Here is a 21469-nt window from a genome sequence, read left to right as displayed (position 1 = left end):
CTCACACCTCCTTCGGATTTGCCAGGTAGCCGGTGGTGTCACCCGTCGGACGGCTGTTGGCGTTAGGTTTAATGACAATACTCGGCTTCGTGAAGTGCGCGGACGGCAGCGGTGCCACAGCGGCAAGCTGACCGTGTTTCTGACGCAGCTCTTCTATCGGACCAAAATCCAGCGCGCGCAGCGGGCAGGACTCGACGCAGATTGGCTTTTTGCCGTCCGCTACGCGGCTGTGGCAGCCGTCGCACTTGGTCATATGTCCTTTAGCGGCGTTGTACTGCGGCGCGCCGTACGGGCACGCCATATGGCAGTAGCGACAGCCGATGCAGACATCTTCATCCACCACCACAAAACCGTCCTCCCGCTTGTGCATCGCCCCGCTCGGGCACACCTTGGTGCAGGCCGGATCTTCACAGTGGTTACAGGCAATCGACAGGTAATAGGCAAAGACGTTCTGATGCCAGACGCCGTTATCTTCCTGCCAGTCGCCCCCGGCGTATTCGTAAATGCGGCGGAAGCTCACGTCCGGGGTGAGATCTTTATAATCTTTACAGGCCAGCTCGCAGGTTTTGCACCCGGTGCAACGGCTGGAATCAATGAAAAATCCATACTGGGTTGTCATCGGTTACTCCTTAAACCTTTTCAACCTGGACAAGGTTTGTGTGAGACGGGTTGCCTTTCGCCAGCGGCGACGGATGCTGCGTGGTCAGGACGTTAATACTGCCTGCCTGGTCGATGCGGTTGGCATCCGGGCTGTACCAGGCCCCTTCCCCCAGTGCCACTACGCCAGGCATCATGCGCGGTGTCACTTTGGCTTCAATGTGTACCTCGCCGCGACCGTTAAAGATACGCACGCGATCCCCGTTACGGATACCACGTGCTTTGGCATCCATCGGGTTGATCCACATCTCCTGGCGGCAGGCGGCCTTCAGTACGTCAACGTTGCCGTAGGTGGAGTGCACGCGCGCCTTGTAGTGGAAACCGGTCAGCTGCAGCGGGAATTTCGCCGTCAGCGGATCGTTATAGTTTTCGAACCCCGGCGTGTAGATCGGCAGCGGATCGATAACATCTCCTTCCGGCAGCTCCCAGGTAGACGCGATTTTTGCCAGCGCTTCGGAGTAGATTTCGATTTTGCCCGACGGCGTGGTCAGCGGATTCGCCTGCGGATCTTCACGGAACGCTTTATACGCCACGTGATGCCCTTCCGGGTCACGCTGCTTGTACATGCCCTGCTTGCGGAAGGTGTCGAAGTCCGGCAGATCGGGAATTGCTTTACGAGAGAGCTCGTGCAGATGGCGCATCCACCCTTCCTGAGTACGCCCTTCGGTAAACTGCTGTTCGACGCCCAATCGCTTCGCCAGTTCGGAGGTCATCTCATAGATGGTTTTGCACTCGAAGCGCGGCTTGATGGCCTGGTCGGTAAAGATCACGTAGGACATGTTGCCGCAGGAAGCGTCCAGCGCGAAATCCATCTGCTCAGACGCGGTGCAGTCCGGCAGCAGAATATCGGCATATTTTGCCGAGGAGGTCATGTGGCAGTCGATCACCACAATCATCTCGCACTTCTTGTCGTCCTGCAGAATTTCATGGGTGCGGTTGATTTCCGAGTGCTGGTTGATAAGGCAGTTGCCGGCGTAGTTCCAGATCATCTTGATCGGCACATCCAGCTTGTCTTTGCCCCGAACGCCGTCGCGCAGCGCGGTCATTTCCGGACCGCGCTCGATTGCGTCAGTCCACATAAACATGGAGATGCTGGTCTGAACCGGGTTATCCAGCGTCGGCATCCGCTCAAACGGCACTTCATAAGAACCTTCGCGCGCGCCGGTGTTACCGCCATGAACGCCGACGTTGCCGGTCAGAATTGAAAGCATGGAGATAGCGCGGGTGGCGATTTCACCATTCGCATGACGCTGCGGTCCCCAGCCCTGGCTGATGTAGGCCGGTTTAGCTGAACCTATCTCACGCGCCAGCTGAACAATGCGCTCGACCGGAATACCGGTGATGGTGGAGGCCCACTCCGGCGTTTTCGCTACGCCGTCGCTGCCCTGGCCGAGAATATATGCCTTGTAGTGACCATTGGCAGGGGCACTGGCTGGCAGCGTTTTCTCGTCATAACCGACGCAGTATTTATCAAGGAACGGCTGATCGACGAGGTTTTCAGTAATCATCACCCACGCCAGCGCGGAAACCAGTGCCGCATCGGTACCGGGACGAATGGGGATCCACTCATCTTCGCGCCCGGCACCGGTGTCGGTATAGCGCGGATCGATAATGATCATGCGGGCATTAGATTTGGCGCGGGCCTGTTCGAGGTAGTACGTCACCCCGCCGCCGCTCATGCGGGTTTCGCCCGGGTTGTTACCGAACAGGACGACCAGCTTACTGTTTTCGATATCGGACGGGCTGTTGCCGTCGGCCCAGCCGCCGTAGGTATAGTTCAGACCTGCGGCAATCTGTGCGGAAGAGTAGTCGCCGTAGTGGTTGAGATAACCGCCGCAGCAGTTCATCAGACGCGCGACCAGCGTTTTACCCGGTGGCCAGGAGCGGGTCAGCGTGCCACCCAGCGTCCCGGTGCCATAGTTCAGGTAGATGGACTCGTTGCCGTACTCTTTGATCAGGCGCTGCATGTTGGTGGCGATAATGTCGTAGGCTTCGTCCCAGCTAATGCGCTCAAACTTCCCTTCCCCACGCTTACCGACACGCTTCATTGGGTATTTCAGACGATCCGGGTTGTAGACGCGGCGACGCATGGAGCGACCGCGCAGGCAGGCGCGAACCTGGTGTAACCCTTCGTAGTTATCGTCCCCGGTGTTGTCGGTTTCGACATACTTAATTTCGCCATCCACCACATGCATACGCAGCGGACAACGGCTACCGCAGTTTACGGTACACGCACTCCACACCACTTTTTCCGGAGCTGCGGCTGCGGATAGTGCGTCCGCCGCCGACGCCAGCCGGGTAAAAGGGAGCGTGAAGGCGCTGCTGGCTACAGCCAGGCCGCCTATTGCCGTGGTTTTCATCAACCCACGGCGAGTGACCTCGGCAGCCATTAACGCTTCAGGCGCTTTGATTTTCATAGAGACTCACTTTGGTTGCTCACTAAGAAAAAAGAGGCGGCACGAACCGCTATATAGTTTTGTAAATAACGAATTACTTCGTTATCAGCGTCTTATGCTGACTTTCATTCGGAGGAGTATTACTACTTTAGAGGGAGGGGGTATTGCGTCGTGTCAATTCATAGGCATAAAAAAAGCGCCCGAAGGCGCTTTTTTGTTGTGAGGCAAAGAATTAGCCGATGTACTGCTGTCCTTTCATGTATGGACGCAGCACTTCAGGGATCTCGATGCGGCCATCTGCCTGCTGGTAGTTTTCCAGCACGGCAACCAGCGTACGGCCAACAGCCAGACCAGAACCGTTCAGGGTATGCACCAGACGGGTTTTCTTGTCAGATTTGCTGCGGCAGCGTGCCTGCATGCGGCGCGCCTGGAAATCCCAGACGTTAGAGCAGGAGGAGATTTCACGGTAGGTGTTCTGTGCAGGCACCCAGACTTCCAGGTCGAAGGTTTTGCAGGCACCAAAGCCCATGTCACCGGTGCACAGCGCCATGCGGCGATACGGCAGGCCCAGCAGCTCCAGCACTTTTTCCGCATGGCCAGTCATCTCTTCCAGCGCGTCCATAGATTCTTCCGGACGGACAATCTGCACCATCTCGACTTTGTCGAACTGGTGCATACGGATCAGACCACGGGTGTCGCGACCGTAAGAACCGGCTTCTGAACGGAAGCACGGAGAGTGTGCCGTCAGCTTGATTGGCAGATCGTCTTCGTCAATGATCTCATCACGCACGAGGTTGGTCAGCGGCACTTCCGCGGTTGGGATCAGCGCATAGTTGCTGCTGTCTGCTTCTTCATCCAGCGGACGGGTATGGAACAGATCGCCGGCAAATTTCGGCAGCTGGCCCGTACCGTACAGCGTATCGTGGTTAACCAGATACGGAACATAGGTTTCGCTGTAGCCGTGCTGCTCGGTGTGCAGATCCAGCATGAATTGCGCCAGGGCGCGGTGCAGATGGGCAATCTGACCTTTCATTACTACGAAGCGAGAGCCGGTCAGCTTAACCGCAGCGGCAAAGTCCAGGCCCGCGTGCATTTCGCCCAGCGTCACGTGATCGCGCACTTCGAAGTCAAACTCGCGAGGCGTACCCCAGCGCTTCACTTCAACGTTGTCGTTCTCGTCTTTGCCGACAGGCACGCTCTCGTCAGGAATGTTCGGGATAGCCAGAGCGATGTCACGAATTTCGGCCTGAAGAACGTCCAGCTCCGCTTTCGCCTGATCCAGCTCTTCACCCAGCTTGTTCACTTCCAGGCGTAATGGCTCAATATCTTCCCCGCGCGCTTTCGCCTGGCCAATGGATTTCGATCGAGAGTTACGCTCTGCCTGCAGATTTTCAGTTTGTACCTGCAGTACTTTACGACGCTCTTCAAGAGCGCGCAGCTTATCTACATCCAGCTTAAAGCCCCGGCGTGCCAGTTTTTCAGCGACTGCGTCTGGCTCATTACGCAGCAGATTGGGATCGAGCATGCTTATCCTGTGCTTATCGAATTAAAATAGGAAATGTGACCACAGCCTGCGGTCACAAGGATACAATTGCCAACATTACCGCAACGATTGAACTAACGGTAGCGTTTTATAGGGCTATTTTGATCCTGTCCGGCGAGCCAGGTGAGCTTTTCACCAATCTTGCCTTCAAGACCTCTGTTTGTGGGATGATAATAGCGCGTTTGTGCCATCTCCTGCGGGAAATATTCCTCCCCGGCGGCGTAGGCGTTAGGCTCATCATGGGCGTAGCGATACTCCTGCCCGTAACCCATCTCTTTCATCAGTTTGGTTGGCGCATTGCGCAGATGAACCGGCACATCATAGTCCGGGCGCTCGCGCGCATCCGACATCGCCGCTTTGAACGCGGTATAGACCGCATTGCTTTTCGGCGCGCAGGCCAGATAGACAATCGCCTGCGCAATGGCGCGTTCGCCTTCCGCCGGGCCTACGCGGGTGAAGCAGTCCCAGGCTGAAAGCGCAACCTGCATGGCGCGTGGGTCAGCATTGCCAACATCTTCTGACGCAATCGCCAGACAGCGGCGCGCAACGTATAGCGGATCGCCACCTGCGGTAATGATACGTGCGTACCAGTAGAGCGCAGCATCCGGCGCGCTGCCGCGCACCGACTTATGCAGCGCCGAGATCAGGTCGTAGAAACGGTCGCCTTTATTATCGAAACGCGCGCTGCGCTCGCCGGCAATTTCCGTGAGCAGTTCAGGCTTCAATACGCGCTTGCCCGCATCGTCCACTTCTGCCATATCGGCCATCATTTCGAGCGTGTTCAGCGCGCGGCGCGCATCGCCGTTGACCAGCTCCGCAATCGCACGTCGCGTGTCGTCAGGCAGAACGATATCCTGCCCACCGTAACCCCGCGCTTTGTCGTCCATTGCCTGGGTCAGAACCTTTTCGATATCTTCCGTGGTCAGGGATTTAAGCAGGTAGACGCGGGCGCGGGACAGCAGCGCCGAGTTGAGTTCAAACGACGGGTTTTCGGTGGTGGCGCCGATGAAGAAGATCGTCCCGTCCTCAATGTGCGGCAGGAAAGCATCCTGCTGGCTCTTGTTGAAGCGGTGGACTTCATCGACAAAGAGAATGGTGCGGCGTCCGGCATTGCGGTTCTGACGCGCGCGCTCGATCGCCTCGCGGATCTCCTTCACGCCAGACGTTACCGCCGAGATACGCTCAACGTCCGCGTTGGCATAGCGGGCGATCACTTCAGCGAGCGTGGTTTTTCCGGTGCCGGGCGGCCCCCAGAGGATCATGGAGTGCAGATGCCCCGCCTCAATAGCGCGCGGCAAGGGTTTCCCCGCAGCCAGCAGATGCTGCTGACCGATGTACTGCGCTAAATTTTCTGGCCGCATACGGGCGGCCAGAGGTTGAAACGCATTATCTGAAAAATCGAGCGACAGGTTGCTCACTCACGCCTCTTACTTATTGCGTTGGTCGTCCACCGTTACGCCCTGCGGCGGGGTAAAGGTGAATTTCGATGCGTCAACGGCGCCGTTTTGCTGAGACTTAAGCTGGTAGCTGCTGCGCTGATCGTCCTGCTCAACCGCGCCGAACTGATTAATGGTACCGTTGGTGCTTACGTTGATGGTGAACTGCTTCAGATTGCCGTTGCTGCCTTTCGGCGTCAGGACAAACTCATCACCATTCTGTTTAATGTTGTACTGCTGCCAGTCGCTGGTCTGGTTGCGGGCGATCAGCATAAACGGCGTATTGCTGGTCGCGTCTTTCAGCCAGGTCGCAGTGGCCTGCTCAACAAACGGGTTGAAGAACCACAGGGTTTTACCGTCAGAAACCAGGATGCTCTCATCCGGCTGGGTCATGTGCCAGTTAAACAGATTGGGGCGTTTCACCCACAAATCACCCTGTCCTTCCTGCACCGCGTTGCCGCTGCCGTCCGTCACTTTTTGCGTGAAGCTGGCGTGGAAGCTGCTTACTTTATCCAGTCGGCTTTTAAGGTCGCTGGCTGCATCAGCCCAGACGCTGCTGGCTACAAAACTGGTGAGTAATGCACAGGCGATGGCGATTTTTTTCATTGTTATTCCTTAAAATACGTCTTCCCGAAATGGGGTTTCCGTTTCTATTCTGGACCTGCCCGAAGGCAGGCGACAGAAGAATATGCTTAATTTTTGCTGATTTACCCTTCTTTGCAATCGCTGAAGGTTAATCAAACGGCGGCGGAGCCAGCACCTCACGGTTACCGTTGTGCCCCTGCTCGCTCACAATGCCCTGCGCTTCCATCTGCTCGATGATGCGCGCCGCGCGGTTATAGCCGATGCGGAACTGACGCTGCACGCCAGAGATGGACGCTTTGCGTTTTTCAGTAACGAAATTAACCGCCTGGTCGAATAACGGATCCAGCTCTTCGCCGCCGTCAAAGCCACCACCGCCGCCTTCGCTTTCGCTGTCGGAGGTAATGCCGTCAACGTACTGCGGACGTCCGCGCGCCTTCCAGTCCTGCACCACGGCGTGTACTTCCTGGTCGCGAACAAACGCGCCGTGTACGCGCACTGGAGAGGTGGAGTTCGGGCCGGAGTACAGCATGTCACCCATTCCCAGCAGCGACTCAGCGCCGCCCTGGTCAAGAATGGTACGGGAGTCGATTTTGCTCGAAACGGTAAACGCAATACGGGTCGGAATATTCGCCTTAATCAGACCGGTGATAACGTCCACGGACGGACGCTGGGTCGCCAGCACCAGGTGAATACCTGCCGCACGCGCTTTCTGTGCCAGACGCGCGATCAGCTCTTCCACTTTCTTCCCGACGGTCATCATCAGGTCGGCGAATTCATCCACCAGCACGACGATATAAGGCAGTTTCTCCAGCACAGGATGCTGGGCATCCATGCTGTCACCCGGCTTCCAGTATGGGTCCGGAATCGGACGACCCATGCGCGCCGCCTCGGCGATCTTCTCGTTATAACCGGCCAGGTTACGCACGCCCAGCGCAGACATCAGCTTGTAGCGACGCTCCATTTCATTGACGCTCCAGCGCAGGGCGTTGGCGGCGTCCTTCATGTCGGTGACCACTTCCGTCAGCAGGTGCGGAATGCCTTCGTAGACCGACAGTTCGAGCATTTTCGGGTCGATCATGATGAAACGCACGTCTTCAGGCTGCGCTTTGTAGAGCATGCTCAGGATCATGGCGTTCACGCCGACCGATTTACCGGAACCGGTGGTACCCGCTACCAGCAGGTGAGGCATTTTCGCGAGGTCTGCCACCACCGGGTCGCCGGCGATATCTTTACCCAACACCACGGTCAGCGGAGATGGGTTATCGCGGAACTTGGTGTTATCCAGCACTTCACGCAGGTAAACGGTCTGACGTTTCTTGTTCGGCAGCTCAAGGCCAACGTACGGTTTACCCGGAATCACTTCCACCACACGTACCGCCACGGTCGACAGAGAACGCGCCAGGTCGCGGGAGAGGTTAGAAATACGCGCGGCTTTGACGCCCGGCGCCAGGTTCAGCTCGAAGCGGGTGATCACCGGGCCCGGTGAGTAGTTCACCACGTCCGCCTTGATGCGGAAGTCTGCCAGACGGGCTTCCACCAGACGGGCCATCTGCTCCAGGGCAAACGTATCAACCGGCTCGACTTCAGCCGGTGGCGGCGTCAGCAGATCCAGCGACGGCAGCGGCGTGCTCGGACGCTGCAGCGGACGGCTATCACCGTTACGCATCAGCAGCGGGTGAATCAGGCTCTCCTGCGGCTGCGGTGCTGGCTGCTGGTACTGCGGCGGCTGCTGTTGTGGCTGCTGCGGTTGCGCATACGGCTGCTGAACAGGTTGCTGCGGCTGCGCGTAAGTCTGTGCCTGCGGCGCTGGCTGCTGGCGCACAGGCTCTGCTTCAGGCATCACGCTCGGGGTGAACAGTGGCTCGCTCGGGCCATCATCCACCAGATCTTTCATCGGCGAAAACTCGAAATCCGATAATGAGAACGGGTTCGCACCAGCTGGCTGTTCACCTGAGTAACGCTGCTGCTGGGTTGCCGCAAACTGACGCGCTAATTCGGCTTCAGCCGCGTCATCTTCGTCTTCCAGCATCGGTTCATCATGCTGATAGTCTTCACCGTAGCGCTGATTCTGCTGCGCGGCGAACTGGCGCGCCAGCTCGTCCTGCTGCATTTCATCAGCATCATCTTCGTAGTCCGTTCCACGCGCTTTCTCTTCGGCCATCCGCTGGGAAGGCAGCTTGATCCCATAGGAGGCAAGCTCACGACGAGTTGGAACGCGGACGCGGTTAGGGCGAGGCAGTTGCGGACCAATTCCCTCTTTCACCTGCGGACGCGACGCACCGCCCGTTGCCAGGCTAAAGACAGGTGCCGCCGCCGCTGCGGCTGCGGTAGCCTGCTTCACGCTTTCCGCTACGGGGGCAACAGCAGGCGTCGGGTCGACCGGTGGAACCGAAACCGACGGGGCTTTTGGCGCAGGTTCCTGCACCGGTTCAGGCACAGGCTGATACCATGCCGCCAGCTGTTCGCGCTCACGAGCACGGCGTTCTTCAACTTCTTCAAAATAGTACATTGGCGGACGAGACGGTTTCACCTCTTCCACCACCTCAGGTTCAGGCTGAGGCTCGACATAAGGCTGCACAGGTTCAACCGGTTCAGGCACGTACTCCTGATAAGGCTGGGCCACAGGCTGCTCATAGTGCGGCTGTTCATACTCAGGTTGCGGCGGCTGATAAGGCTGCTGCCACTGCTCCTGCTGCACGGGGATATAGCTCTCTGGTTCCGGCGCGATAACAGGCTCCGGCGTGTGGACACCCGGCGCGGTCTGCCAGGCAACCTGAGGCTGCTGAATAGCGGATTCCGGAGGCGGAACCGGCGCGGATGGCATCACGGCTTCGACAGGCGCGGCATACGCCTGTGATGCTGTCGTTGCGGCTGCGGCCGCGTCAACCGGCGCGGTAACGGTATGGCCGTTAAGCAGCGGATCGTATTCATCGAAATCCCCCGGCATCGCACGGTTGCCGGAGAAAAGTACATCATCAGGATCGACTGTACTACCCGCTGCGCGGTACTCCACCTGCTCGTCTTCATCCATACGCTTACCGGAGAAGAGCGCCGCATCGGTTTTACGTCCAAGCGGGTTGGCAAATTTTTCAGCAACGCGCTGGCGACGCGCCAGGGCACCGCGCAGAATACGGGCACGACGAGATTCACGACGTTGCACCGGCGCATCGTCTTCCTCTTCGTACTCATCTTCATATTCTTCTTCATCGACCCACGTGTCGTCGCGGCGGGTACGGTTGCTCGCAAAGGTCAGGATCGTCAGAATAAAGCTGCCGATCTTCTCGGCAATGCTCACCCATGACCAGCCGGTAAACAGCGTCAGCCCGGCCGCCCAGATGCAGAGCAGCGCCAGCGTGCCGCCGCTGCTGTGAAGCATCGGCTGTAGCGCAGAGCTCAGCAGGCTGCCAATCACCCCACCGGAGGCGAAGTACCAGATATCATCGGCATTAATCGCCGCCAGCCCGCAGGAGGTGAGGATCAGCGCCAGGGCGCCAATCAGGCGCAGGGAAACCGCAAAATAGTCGATGTAATCATCGTTCTGACGATGACGCCATGCAAACCAGCATCCGCCAATGATTATGACGGGAATGGTGTAGGCCATCACACCGAAAATGAAAAAGAGCGTGTCCGCAAGCCAGGCTCCGGGTACGCCACCTAAATTATGGATAGGCTCATGCCACGCGGTTTGCGACCAGCTGGGATCGGAGGGGTTGAAACTGAGTAAGGCTGCCATCAGCCAGACGGCAAAAAGGGCAATAACGATCAGCAAAGCCTCGAGGAGACGACGTCCGCTGCTTAGCTTCGATAGTGTGACTTCTTTGTCTTCAGTGTATTCCTGGCTCAAGAAAGGCTCTCCAGGTATCAGGCATATCCTGCCTGTTTGCTAAAACGGACAACAGCGCCGGGACTCCCCGGCACTGTTGCTGTATGGATTAACAGGAGTGTAATCAAACTACGCTGATTTTGCACCTGTTCCGTGTTAGCGCGTCTTAATAACCAGACGATTGCTCTGTTTGACCTCTTCCATCACCACATAGGTACGGGTGTCGTTCACGCCTGGCAGACGCAGCAGGGTTTCCCCCAGCAGCTTACGGTAGGCGGACATATCAGGCACACGGGTTTTCAACAGGTAGTCGAAATCACCGGACACCAGATGACACTCTTGAATTTCTTCAAGTTTTTGTACAGCGGCGTTAAATTGCTCAAACACATCCGGCGCACCACGATTCAGAGTAATCTCAACAAATACCAGAAGTGAGGCATCCAGATAATGCGGGTTCAGCAGAGCCGTATAGCCCTGAATAAAACCCTGTCTTTCCAGTCGGCGCACACGCTCAAGGCACGGCGTCGGGGAAAGTCCCACACGTTTTGAAAGCTCGACGTTGGAAATACGCCCATCCTTTTGCAATTCATTAAGAATGTTACGATCGATACGGTCGAGATCTTTGCCAGGGCGCTTCTTGCTATCTACCATTATTATTGTCTCTCTGTATTCCTTCCCTACTCCTGCCTGGACCCTGTGCACATCACTGTTCAGAGCCTGTACCCGTTAGTCATCACATCGCCTGGTTATGTATTAGACGCGATGCGGATTCGGGTTCTGTTGGTAAGAAGACCGCTGCCCGAAGGCTGTCACCGACATCACGTATGGCGTCTGTCCACGCCATGCGTAGATTTCACTGACACGGTAAAAATGGCATTTACGTGCATGCCTATGCGGCATACGGTTAACGCGGTTTTTTTTCTTCCTTGAATGTTTTCGCAAATGCGCAGGGGATTGTCAAAGCAAAACATCGTTTTTTAGTACAAGATGCCGGATATTCATTACGGGGGGGTATTAATCCTCATTTTACTGCTTTATAAACGAGCGGTTTTCAGTAGAAAACGTGACGTAACGGCACTGGATTCATCGGGCGCAGCTATTACATATATCGAAAGCAAAATCCCAGTGCTCTTTTTTTACGGCAACAAATTCCCTACAATCCAGCCCATTGCCTGCCAACAACAATGGGGATCTCATGGGCACGACCAAACACAGTAAGTTGTTAATCCTTGGTTCTGGACCTGCGGGATATACCGCGGCGGTCTATGCTGCACGCGCAAACCTGCAGCCGGTACTGATCACCGGCATGGAAAAAGGCGGTCAGTTGACCACCACCACGGAAGTGGAAAACTGGCCGGGCGACCCGAACGATCTGACCGGGCCGCTGCTGATGGAACGCATGCACGAGCATGCCGCCAAATTCGAAACCGAAATCCTGTTCGACCACATTAATAAAGTGGATTTGCAGAACCGTCCGTTCCGCCTGACGGGTGACAGCGGTGAATACACCTGCGATGCGCTAATCATTGCCACCGGCGCCTCTGCCCGTTATCTCGGCCTGCCATCTGAAGAAGCGTTCAAAGGCCGCGGCGTCTCTGCCTGTGCCACCTGCGACGGTTTCTTCTACCGTAACCAGAAAGTGGCGGTTATCGGCGGCGGTAACACCGCGGTGGAAGAAGCGCTGTACCTGGCGAACATTGCCTCCGAGGTGCATCTGATCCACCGTCGTGACACCTTCCGCGCCGAGAAGATCCTTATTAAGCGCCTGATGGATAAAGTGGCGAGCGGCAACATCGTGCTGCACACCAACCGTACCCTGGAAGAAGTCACGGGCGATCAGATGGGCGTTGCGGGTCTGCGCATTCGTGATACCCAGAACACCGATAACGTCGAAACGCTGGAAGTGGCGGGCCTGTTTGTGGCAATCGGCCACAGCCCGAACACCGCGATCTTCGAAGGCCAGCTGGAGCTGGAAAACGGCTATATCAAAGTGCAGTCCGGCATTCACGGTAACGCGACCCAGACCAGCATCCCGGGCGTGTTCGCTGCCGGTGACGTGATGGACCATATTTATCGTCAGGCGATCACCTCTGCGGGCACCGGCTGTATGGCCGCGCTGGACGCTGAACGCTACCTCGATGGACTGGCTGAACAAGGTAAATAATCTTTACAAGTCAGTAACAAACGTAAATAAAGGCGGCCACAGGTCGCCTTTATTTTTGCTCGCGTGTAACATGCAGATGTCTAATTTCTTATAACGTCACCTGCAAAATACGCAATGGAAAAAACCCGTCAACAAGAGTTAACACGCTGGCTGAAACAGCAAAGCGTTATTTCCCGCCGCTGGCTTACGATCTCCCGTCTTCTGGGGTTCGTTAGCGGTCTGTTGATTGTTGCCCAGGCATGGCTGCTGGCCCGCATTCTTAATCACATGATCATGGAGAACATTCCCCGCGAAGCGCTCCTGCTGCCCTTTATTGTTCTGATCCTGGTTTTTGTCCTGCGCGCCTGGGTGGTGTGGCTGCGTGAACGTGTCGGCTTCCACGCCGGACAGCATATCCGCTACGAGATCCGTCGTCAGGTGCTCGACCGCCTGCAGGAAGCCGGGCCCGCGTGGATCCAGGGTAAACCGGCCGGAAGCTGGGCGACGCTGATCCTTGAGCAGATCGACGATATGCACGATTACTACGCGCGCTATCTTCCGCAGATGGCGCTGGCGGTTTTTGTGCCGCTGTTGATTGTTATTGCCATCTTCCCGGTTAACTGGGTGGCGGCGCTGATCCTGCTGGGGACCGCCCCGCTGATCCCGCTGTTTATGGCGATGGTCGGCATGGGTGCGGCTGATGCCAACCGCCGCAACTTCCTGGCGCTGGGCCGGCTGAGCGGACATTTCCTCGATCGTCTGCGCGGGATGGAAACTCTGCGTATTTTTGGTCGCGGTGAAGCGGAAACCGAGAATATTCGCCTGGCATCACAGGACTTCCGCCAGCGCACGATGGAAGTGTTACGCCTGGCGTTCCTCTCGTCCGGCGTGCTGGAATTCTTTACCTCGCTGTCGATTGCCCTCGTGGCGGTTTATTTCGGTTTCTCCTATCTCGGCGCGCTGGATTTCGGCCACTACGGCACTGCGGTGACCCTCTCTGCCGGTTTCCTCGCGCTCATCCTGGCTCCGGAGTTTTTCCAGCCGCTTCGCGACCTGGGGACCTTCTATCATGCCAAAGCGCAGGCCGTTGGCGCGGCCGACAGCCTGAAAACCTTCCTGGAGACGCCGCTGGCGCATCCAGAGCGCGGTGACGTGGCGCTGAACGCTAAAGAGCCGGTAACCGTCGACGCGAGCGACTTCTGCATTCTCTCGCCGGAAGGAAAAGTGCTGGCTGGCCCGCTGAACTTTAGCCTGCCCGCCGGAAAACGCGTGGTGCTGGTCGGCACCAGTGGTTCAGGGAAGAGTTCTCTGCTGAATGCGTTATCCGGTTTTATGGCCTACACCGGTTCGCTGCGGATAAACAAAACTGAACTGCGTAATCTCGATCCCGACGCCTGGCGTAAGCAGCTCAGTTGGGTCGGACAAAACCCTCAGCTACCTGCTTCCACGCTGCGCGAAAACGTGCTCCTGGCACGCCCGGATGCTCGTGAAGATGAACTGCAGTCCGTTCTCGACCGCGCGTGGGTCAGTGAATTTCTGCCGCTGCTCCCGCAGGGTGTCGATACCGTGGTAGGCGATCAGTCTGCCGGGCTGTCTGTCGGCCAGGCACAGCGCGTGGCCGTCGCCCGTGCGCTGCTTAACCCGTGCCAGCTGATGCTGCTGGATGAGCCTGCTGCCAGCCTGGATTCACACAGCGAGCAGCGCGTCATGGCGGCCCTGAGCGCCGCTTCCCTGCAGCAAACCACCCTTATGGTTACCCATCAGTTGGAAGGCATTGCTGACTGGGATGAGATCTGGGTGATGGAAAACGGTCATATTGTTGAGCAAGGCAATTACGCCGCTCTTGTTGCCGCGCAGGGGCCGTTCGCCGCCCTGCTGGCGAACCGTCAGGAGGACATCTGATGCGCGCTCTGCTGCCTTATCTTGCGCTCTATAAACGCCACAAGTGGATGCTGACGCTGGGGATCGTGCTGGCGATTGTCACGCTGCTTGCCAGCATCGGCCTGCTCACGCTTTCCGGCTGGTTCCTGTCGGCCTCCGCCGTAGCCGGGTTCGCCGGATTATATAGCTTCAACTATATGCTGCCGGCGGCAGGCGTGCGGGGTACCGCCATTACCCGTACTGCCGGACGCTATTTCGAGCGGCTGGTCAGCCACGACGCGACGTTCCGCGTCCTGCAGCACCTGCGCATTTACACCTTCAGCAAACTGCTTCCCCTCTCCCCTGCCGGGCTGGCGCGTTTTCGCCAGGGCGAATTACTGAACCGTGTCGTTGCGGATGTCGACACGCTGGACCACCTTTACCTGCGGGTGATCTCCCCGATAGTGGGCGCGTTTGTGGTGATTGTGGTAGTTACGCTGGGGCTGTCCGTTCTGGATGTTCCCGTTGCGCTGACGCTGGGCGGGATCATGCTGCTGACGCTTATCATTCTGCCGCCGCTCTTTTACCGCGCCGGAAAATCCACCGGGGAAAACCTGACGCGGCTGCGCGGGGATTACCGCCAGCAGCTGACCTCCTGGCTTCAGGGCCAGGCGGAGCTGACCATTTTTGGAGCCAGCAAGCGCTACCGTGCCCGAATGGAAAGTACGGAGCTGAACTGGCATGAAGCCCAGCGCCGCCAGTCGGAACTGACGGCCTTCTCGCAGGCGCTGATGGTGTTAATCGGCGGCGTGGCGGTGATCGCCATGCTATGGCTGGCATCAGGCGGCATTGGCGGTAATACCCAGCCAGGCCCTCTTATTGCCCTCTTTGTTTTCTGCGCGCTGGCCGCATTTGAGGCTCTGGCCCCGGTGACGGGCGCTTTCCAGCATCTTGGACAGGTGATCGCCTCTGCCCTGCGCATCACCCAGATTGCCGAACAGGAGCCTGAAGTCACGTTCAGTGCCGGGCAAACCACCGTGCCTGAGCAGGTGGCGCTGACGCTTGATAACGTGACCTTCGCCTATGACAAACAGGCGCAGAACGCGCTGGAAGGTATCAACCTTTCCGTTAATGCAGGGCAGCGGATTGCGATCCTCGGCCGTACCGGCTGCGGTAAGTCGACGTTGCTGCAGCTGCTGACGCGCGCCTGGGATCCACAGCACGGTCAGATTCGTTTTAATAACACGTTGCTGACTGATTTCAGCGAGCAGGCCCTGCGCAAGACCGTGAGCGTTGTTCCACAGCGCGTGCATCTGTTTAGCGCCACCCTGCGCGATAACCTGCTGCTGGCCGCGCCAGAGGCTTCGGACGATGATCTTCGCGCCGTACTGGAGCAGGTCGGACTGCAAAAGCTGCTTGAGGACGAAGGACTGAACAGCTGGCAGGGAGAAGGCGGTCGTCAGCTTTCCGGCGGAGAGCTGCGCCGTCTGGCCATTGCGCGCGCGCTGCTGCATGATGCACCTCTGATGCTGCTCGACGAACCTACAGAAGGGCTTGATGCGACAACCGAGAGTCAAATCCTTGATTTACTGGCAAACGTTATGGCAGGAAAAACCGTCCTGATGGTGACGCACCGCCTGCGCGGGCTGGCAAGTTTTGATCGGATAATTGTGATGGACAACGGACACATTATTGAGCAAGGTAGTCACGCAGAGCTGTTGGCGAAACAGGGTCGCTACTACCAGTTCAAACAGCGTCTGTAGACTATATTTGTAGCGTCCTCATTCGCGTACTGGAGTTTTGCTGTCATGCGCCTGGTCCAGCTTTCTCGTCATAACATCGCGTTTCCTTCGCCGGAGGGAGCGCTGCGTGAGCCCAACGGGCTGCTGGCCCTTGGCGGTGACCTTAGCCCTGCGCGGCTATTAATGGCCTACCAGCGCGGCATCTTCCCGTGGTTTTCTCCCGGCGACCCGATTTTATGGTGGTCTCCCGACCCGCGCGCCGTGCTGTGGCCAGCGCAGTTCCATCTGAGCCGCAGCATGAAGCGTTTCCATGCAAAATCCCCGTATCGCGTCACGCTGAATCACGCCTTTGGGCAGGTGATCGAAGGCTGTGCCGAAGATCGCCATGAAGGGACGTGGATCACTCGCGATATCGTCAACGCCTACCACCAGCTCCATGAGCTTGGCTACGCCCACTCCATTGAGGTTTGGGAAAAGGGGGAACTGGTTGGCGGCATGTACGGTGTGGCGCAAGGGACGCTGTTTTGCGGCGAATCGATGTTCTCCCGTGCGGTCAACGCCTCGAAAACCGCGCTGCTGGTCTTCTGCGAGGCCTTTGCCCAGCGCGGCGGACGCCTGATCGATTGTCAGGTGCTCAACGAGCACACGGCCTCTCTCGGTGCAGTTGACATCCCGCGACGACAGTATATTGAGCATCTTGACGCCTGCCGTCAGGAGAAGCTCCCGCGCGACTTCTGGATCCCCAGAACGCTCTTTATGCCCAATGCTTAAATGTTTTCCGCATATTTTTTGTGAGGGTGTTATAATTATGCCGCAGAGTAGCTTCTGCCTGTTGCCCCGCCGCCGTTTGGGACCCTCGCTTCAGATAACGTCCTGACGTTTATCCTGTTGTCTCCCCTTTACGAATGCGCTTCCTGTTCGGTTGTACCGTGACGCTTGGGCAATGCGCCGAAACTGTTTTGCTGCGTTTTAATCGCGCAATTCTTTACTTAATTGATGAATTTCGGCATTATCTTGCCGGTTCAAAACTTGGTAGTGATACCCCAGAGGATTAGATGGCCAAAGAAGACAATATTGAAATGCAGGGTACCGTACTTGATACGTTGCCTAATACCATGTTTCGCGTAGAGCTGGAAAACGGTCACGTGGTAACTGCGCACATCTCCGGTAAAATGCGCAAAAACTACATCCGCATTTTGACGGGCGACAAAGTGACTGTTGAACTGACCCCGTACGACCTGAGCAAAGGCCGCATTGTCTTCCGTAGTCGCTAATTTTTTCGCCTGTAATGGCAGATGAATATATAAAAGGTCGGGTTAATCCCGGCCTTTTTTATTTATGGCGTTAGTGTTGCTGCTTCGGAAGATGTATTGTCATCCATGGTTGTACAGGAGCGATTAAATCCCCCGCCATAGAATGAGCCATGTCATGAAGTAATCCCGTCAGGTGCGGCAGCATATCACGGTCCAAATGCGACACCAGCAGCACATGATTCAACGCCCGGCAGTAGTCACATTTCGTTTCTGTATCTTCAAGCAACCACTCTTTTTGTCGCGGTTGTTCCGCTTCTTCCTCAAATTCCACCACCTGAAAATCACGCATTGATTCTGTAAGGCCGGATTTCACCTCTTCCAGGTAGGCTCCGAGACAACGGCAAACGGGCTGCGTTTGCGGAAGTGATTTGCAATCCAGCAGGATTTCGGTGAGCAGTTGGCAGCGCTCTGCAAGGGTTGGGAGATCGGGGTTGAGGGAGAGTTCGGTGTAGAGTTGGGCGAAGCTATTAATATTAGTCATATGTGATCCTTTATGCACGCAAGATTATCTGTGCACACACTTTCAGGACGCCAATCCCGGCACCTAATTTTTGCAGGTGCGCCGCCATTTTATTACTGTGGATTTATCCAGCAACCAACGTCGAACAAAACTGGAAAGCGCCTCGCAAAATTTCGCTGCGGCCTGTTCCCCTCACCCTACCCCTCTCCCTAAAGGGGCGAGGGAACTGTTCAGTGCATACACTATTTTGTGTGAAACCCTCAGCCACAGAGAAAGGAAAAAAGCAGGCATAAAAAAACCGGGCTATAGCCCGGTTTTTAGACCTACGTAAGAAATCAGTGAGCCGCTTCCGGCTTGTGCTTCGCCGCACTCTGGAAATCGTACGTCAATTCGTTCTTCGCCTGGTCCAGCGCCACGGTCACCTGGCCGCCGTCTACCAGCGAGCCAAACAGCAGCTCGTTCGCCAGCGGTTTCTTCAGGTTGTCCTGAATCACGCGCGCCATCGGACGGGCCCCCATCGCGCGGTCGTAGCCTTTCTCGGCCAGCCAGTTGCGGGCCTCCTGGCTCACTTCCAGCGAGACGCCTTTTTGATCCAGCTGAACCTGCAGCTCGACGATGAACTTATCCACCACCTGATGGATCACTTCGGTAGACAGATGATCGAACCAGATAATGTTGTCCAGACGGTTACGGAACTCCGGCGTGAAGATCTTCTTGATCTCCTCCATCGCATCGGTGCTGTTATCCTGGTGGATCAGGCCGATGGATTTGCGCTCGGTTTCACGTACCCCGGCGTTAGTGGTCATCACCAGCACCACGTTGCGGAAGTCCGCCTTGCGCCCGTTGTTATCGGTCAGCGTCCCGTTGTCCATCACCTGCAACAGGATGTTGAACACGTCCGGGTGCGCTTTCTCGATTTCATCGAGCAGCAGGACCGCATGCGGATGCTTGATCACCGCGTCAGTGAGCAGGCCGCCCTGGTCAAAGCCCACGTAGCCCGGAGGTGCACCAATCAAACGGCTGACGGTGTGACGCTCCATATACTCGGACATATCAAAGCGCAGCAGCTCAATGCCCAGCGCTTTGGAGAGCTGAACCGTCACCTCGGTTTTCCCCACGCCGGTCGGGCCGGCAAACAGGAAGGAACCAACGGGCTTGTGCTCATGCCCCAGTCCGGCACGGGCCATCTTGATCGCTTCGGTTAAGGCCTCAATGGCTTTATCCTGACCAAAGACCAGCATTTTCAGGCGGTTGCCGAGGGTGCGCAGCGTGTCGCGGTCGCTCTGAGAAACGCTCTTCTCAGGAATACGCGCGATGCGGGCGACCACGGACTCGATATCCGCCACGTTCACGGTTTTCTTACGCTTGCTGGCCGGCATCAGGCGCGCACGCGCCCCGGCCTCATCAATCACGTCAATCGCCTTATCCGGCAGGTGACGGTCGTTGATGTATTTCACCGCCAGCTCCACCGCCGCACGCACCGCTTTCGCGGTGTAACGCACGTCGTGGTGCGCTTCGTACTTGGTTTTCAGGCCGTTGATGATCTGCACCGTTTCGTCAACCGACGGCTCGGTGACGTCGATTTTCTGGAAACGACGCGCCAGCGCGCGATCTTTCTCAAAAATGTTGCTGAACTCCTGGTACGTCGTGGAGCCCATCACGCGGATCTTGCCGCTTGAAAGCAGCGGTTTGATCAGGTTTGCCGCATCCACCTGGCCACCGGAAGCCGCACCTGCGCCGATGATGGTGTGGATCTCATCGATAAACAGGATGCTGTTGGTGTCCTGCTCCAGCTGTTTTAACAGCGCCTTGAAGCGTTTTTCAAAATCACCGCGGTATTTAGTGCCCGCCAGCAGCGAGCCAATATCCAGCGAGTAGATGGTGCAGTCGGCAATCACTTCCGGCACGTCGCCCTGCACAATGCGCCAGGCAAGACCTTCGGCAATCGCCGTTTTACCCACGCCTGACTCGCCCACCAGCAGCGGGTTGTTCTTGCGGCGACGGCACAGCACCTGGATCGCACGCTCCAGCTCTTTATCGCGACCGATCAGCGGATCGATGCCGCCAACGCGAGCAAGCTGATTAAGGTTGGTGGTGAAGTTTTCCATACGATCCTCCCCGCCTGCTTGCTCTTCATTGTTATTGACCTGATTGCTGGAATCCGATGCCTGGTTAGGCTCGTCTTTGCGCGTTCCGTGAGAAATAAAGTTAACCACGTCGAGGCGGCTGACTTCGTGTTTGCGCAGCAGGTAGGCAGCCTGTGACTCCTGCTCGCTGAAGATGGCGACTAAGACGTTTGCGCCAGTCACTTCGCTACGTCCGGAAGACTGGACGTGGAATACCGCGCGCTGCAGCACACGCTGGAAGCTGAGCGTCGGCTGCGTGTCGCGCTCTTCTTCACTGGCTGGCAGCACCGGTGTGGTTTGTTCGATGAAGGCTTCGAGTTCCTGACGTAGCGCCACCAGATCCACGGAGCAGGCTTCCAGCGCTTCGCGGGCAGATGGGTTGCTAAGCAGTGCGAGCAGTAAATGCTCGACGGTCATAAACTCATGTCGGTGCTCACGCGCTCTGGCGAAAGCCATGTTTAAACTGAGTTCCAGTTCTTGATTGAGCATAGGCACCTCCCCCAATTTTATGCCTTATCAGGCCTTTTCCAGCGTACACAGCAACGGATGCTCGTTCTCCCTCGCATAGTCGTTCACCATCGCCACTTTGGTTTCCGCCACTTCGGCGGTAAAAATGCCGCAGATAGCTTTGCCACGATAATGAACGGTAAGCATCAGTTGCGTTGCACGTTCTACATCATAAGAAAAGAACTTTTGTAGCACGTCAATAACAAATTCCATCGGCGTGTAATCATCGTTCATTAACATAACTTTATACATAGATGGCGGTTTTAGCGCGTCGCGCACTTTATCTTCCGCCAGCTGGTCAAAATCCAGCCAGTCGTTGGTCTTACCCATTTTGCATAACCACTTTGAATCTACCTCAGATGTTAGATAACAATCATCTATTACTGTCATCCGCGATGTCTGTCACAAACTGTTGCAATAGCGTTAACTGCTTCAAACTTTGGTTGATTATTGTCCCAACTCCAGCGCCAAACGCTTGACGACGTCTTTCGTTTATCTAAATTGTACAAGCGTGAGATGGCGAGGTTTTGAACAGCCCCCACTCCACCACCGGTTCATTCCATCTTAATTTATAAGATTTACGAAGGATGTCGAAGCATGGAAATGGGTACTGTTAAGTGGTTCAACAACGCCAAGGGGTTTGGCTTCATCTGCCCCGAAGGCGGCGGCGAAGATATCTTCGCTCACTATTCCACCATTCAGATGGATGGTTACAGGACGCTCAAAGCCGGGCAGTCCGTCCGGTTCGATGTACACCAGGGACCAAAAGGCAATCATGCAAGCCTAATCGTACCCGTTGAAGCAGAAACGGTTGCATAGCTCTCTGTTTTATTGTGTACATCACGCAGTCAAAATGCCAGCCCGATCGGCTGGCATTT

General features: G+C 56.6%; 16 protein-coding genes. 6 read left to right on the top strand and 10 right to left on the bottom strand.

The annotated features are described in order from the left end of the window. Nucleotide 1 precedes the first annotated feature (1 nt). The 7 genes from IM303_RS00505 to lrp all read right to left on the bottom strand — a co-directional run bounded on the left by IM303_RS00505 (nt 2) and on the right by lrp (nt 11091). Entirely contained in the window at nt 2–619 is a 618-nt protein-coding gene (locus tag IM303_RS00505) for a DMSO/selenate family reductase complex B subunit (RefSeq protein WP_014883208.1), read from the bottom strand. A gap of 10 nt (nt 620–629) precedes the next feature. Beyond that, nucleotides 630–3074 carry a dimethylsulfoxide reductase subunit A gene (dmsA, locus tag IM303_RS00500; protein WP_193359488.1) on the bottom strand — a complete coding sequence of 815 codons (2445 nt, stop codon included), beginning with the start codon at nt 3072–3074 and terminating at the stop codon, nt 630–632. Between the two features lie 211 nt (nt 3075–3285). Further along, nucleotides 3286–4578, bottom strand: coding sequence for a serine--tRNA ligase (gene serS / locus IM303_RS00495; RefSeq protein ID WP_063154575.1), 1293 nt, complete (start codon nt 4576–4578; stop codon nt 3286–3288). Between the two features lie 92 nt (nt 4579–4670). Then, the gene (rarA, locus tag IM303_RS00490; protein ID WP_028012558.1) at nt 4671–6014 is read right to left on the bottom strand and encodes a replication-associated recombination protein RarA; all 1344 of its coding nucleotides are present in this window, start codon (nt 6012–6014) and stop codon (nt 4671–4673) included. A 9-nt stretch (nt 6015–6023) separates the two neighbouring features. Beyond that, nucleotides 6024–6638: an outer membrane lipoprotein chaperone LolA gene (lolA, locus tag IM303_RS00485; protein ID WP_028012557.1), complete on the bottom strand. Its 615-nt coding sequence runs from the start codon at nt 6636–6638 to the stop codon at nt 6024–6026. Between the two features lie 127 nt (nt 6639–6765). Beyond that, nucleotides 6766–10461: a DNA translocase FtsK 4TM domain-containing protein gene (locus tag IM303_RS00480; protein ID WP_193359487.1), complete on the bottom strand. Its 3696-nt coding sequence runs from the start codon at nt 10459–10461 to the stop codon at nt 6766–6768. 135 nt (nt 10462–10596) lie between these two features. Then, entirely contained in the window at nt 10597–11091 is a 495-nt protein-coding gene (gene lrp, locus IM303_RS00475) for a leucine-responsive transcriptional regulator Lrp (RefSeq protein ID WP_000228469.1), read from the bottom strand. Between the two features lie 544 nt (nt 11092–11635). Between lrp and trxB the strand changes: the two genes are divergently transcribed. From trxB to infA, 5 genes are all read left to right on the top strand, one after another. Beyond that, nucleotides 11636–12604: a thioredoxin-disulfide reductase gene (gene trxB / locus IM303_RS00470; RefSeq protein ID WP_028012555.1), complete on the top strand. Its 969-nt coding sequence runs from the start codon at nt 11636–11638 to the stop codon at nt 12602–12604. 114 nt (nt 12605–12718) lie between these two features. Further along, a complete protein-coding gene (gene cydD / locus IM303_RS00465) occupies nt 12719–14485 on the top strand; it encodes a cysteine/glutathione ABC transporter permease/ATP-binding protein CydD (protein ID WP_028012554.1) in 1767 nt (588 codons plus the stop codon). Continuing rightward, nucleotides 14485–16206: a cysteine/glutathione ABC transporter ATP-binding protein/permease CydC gene (gene cydC, locus IM303_RS00460; RefSeq protein WP_193359486.1), complete on the top strand. Its 1722-nt coding sequence runs from the start codon at nt 14485–14487 to the stop codon at nt 16204–16206. Before cydD ends, cydC begins: the two co-directional genes overlap by 1 nt. A 45-nt stretch (nt 16207–16251) precedes the next feature. Beyond that, the gene (aat, locus tag IM303_RS00455; protein WP_041910636.1) at nt 16252–16956 is read left to right on the top strand and encodes a leucyl/phenylalanyl-tRNA--protein transferase; all 705 of its coding nucleotides are present in this window, start codon (nt 16252–16254) and stop codon (nt 16954–16956) included. Between the two features lie 284 nt (nt 16957–17240). Next, nucleotides 17241–17459 carry a translation initiation factor IF-1 gene (gene infA, locus IM303_RS00450; protein WP_002211347.1) on the top strand — a complete coding sequence of 73 codons (219 nt, stop codon included), beginning with the start codon at nt 17241–17243 and terminating at the stop codon, nt 17457–17459. 70 nt (nt 17460–17529) lie between these two features. Here the strand turns inward: infA and IM303_RS00445 are convergent, their stop codons facing one another. From IM303_RS00445 to clpS, 3 genes are all read right to left on the bottom strand, one after another. Continuing rightward, the gene (locus IM303_RS00445; protein ID WP_193359485.1) at nt 17530–17979 is read right to left on the bottom strand and encodes a hypothetical protein; all 450 of its coding nucleotides are present in this window, start codon (nt 17977–17979) and stop codon (nt 17530–17532) included. A 314-nt stretch (nt 17980–18293) separates the two neighbouring features. After that, nucleotides 18294–20573, bottom strand: coding sequence for an ATP-dependent Clp protease ATP-binding subunit ClpA (gene clpA / locus IM303_RS00440; protein ID WP_193359484.1), 2280 nt, complete (start codon nt 20571–20573; stop codon nt 18294–18296). Nucleotides 20574–20600: 27 nt separating this feature from the next. Further along, complete coding sequence (clpS, locus tag IM303_RS00435) at nt 20601–20921, bottom strand: ATP-dependent Clp protease adapter ClpS (RefSeq protein ID WP_006174393.1); 321 nt, start codon at nt 20919–20921, stop codon at nt 20601–20603. Between the two features lie 267 nt (nt 20922–21188). Here clpS and cspD point away from each other — a divergent pair, with 267 nt between their 5' ends. Continuing rightward, the gene (gene cspD / locus IM303_RS00430) at nt 21189–21410 is read left to right on the top strand and encodes a cold shock-like protein CspD (RefSeq protein WP_006809408.1); all 222 of its coding nucleotides are present in this window, start codon (nt 21189–21191) and stop codon (nt 21408–21410) included. The last annotated feature ends 59 nt before the right edge of the window (nt 21411–21469 follow it).

Source organism: Enterobacter cloacae complex sp. P38RS (genome assembly GCF_014930775.1).
Taxonomy (GTDB): domain Bacteria; phylum Pseudomonadota; class Gammaproteobacteria; order Enterobacterales; family Enterobacteriaceae; genus Enterobacter; species Enterobacter bugandensis.
Note: the sequence above shows the minus strand (reverse complement) of the source record. Positions and strands in the feature narration are given on the sequence as shown.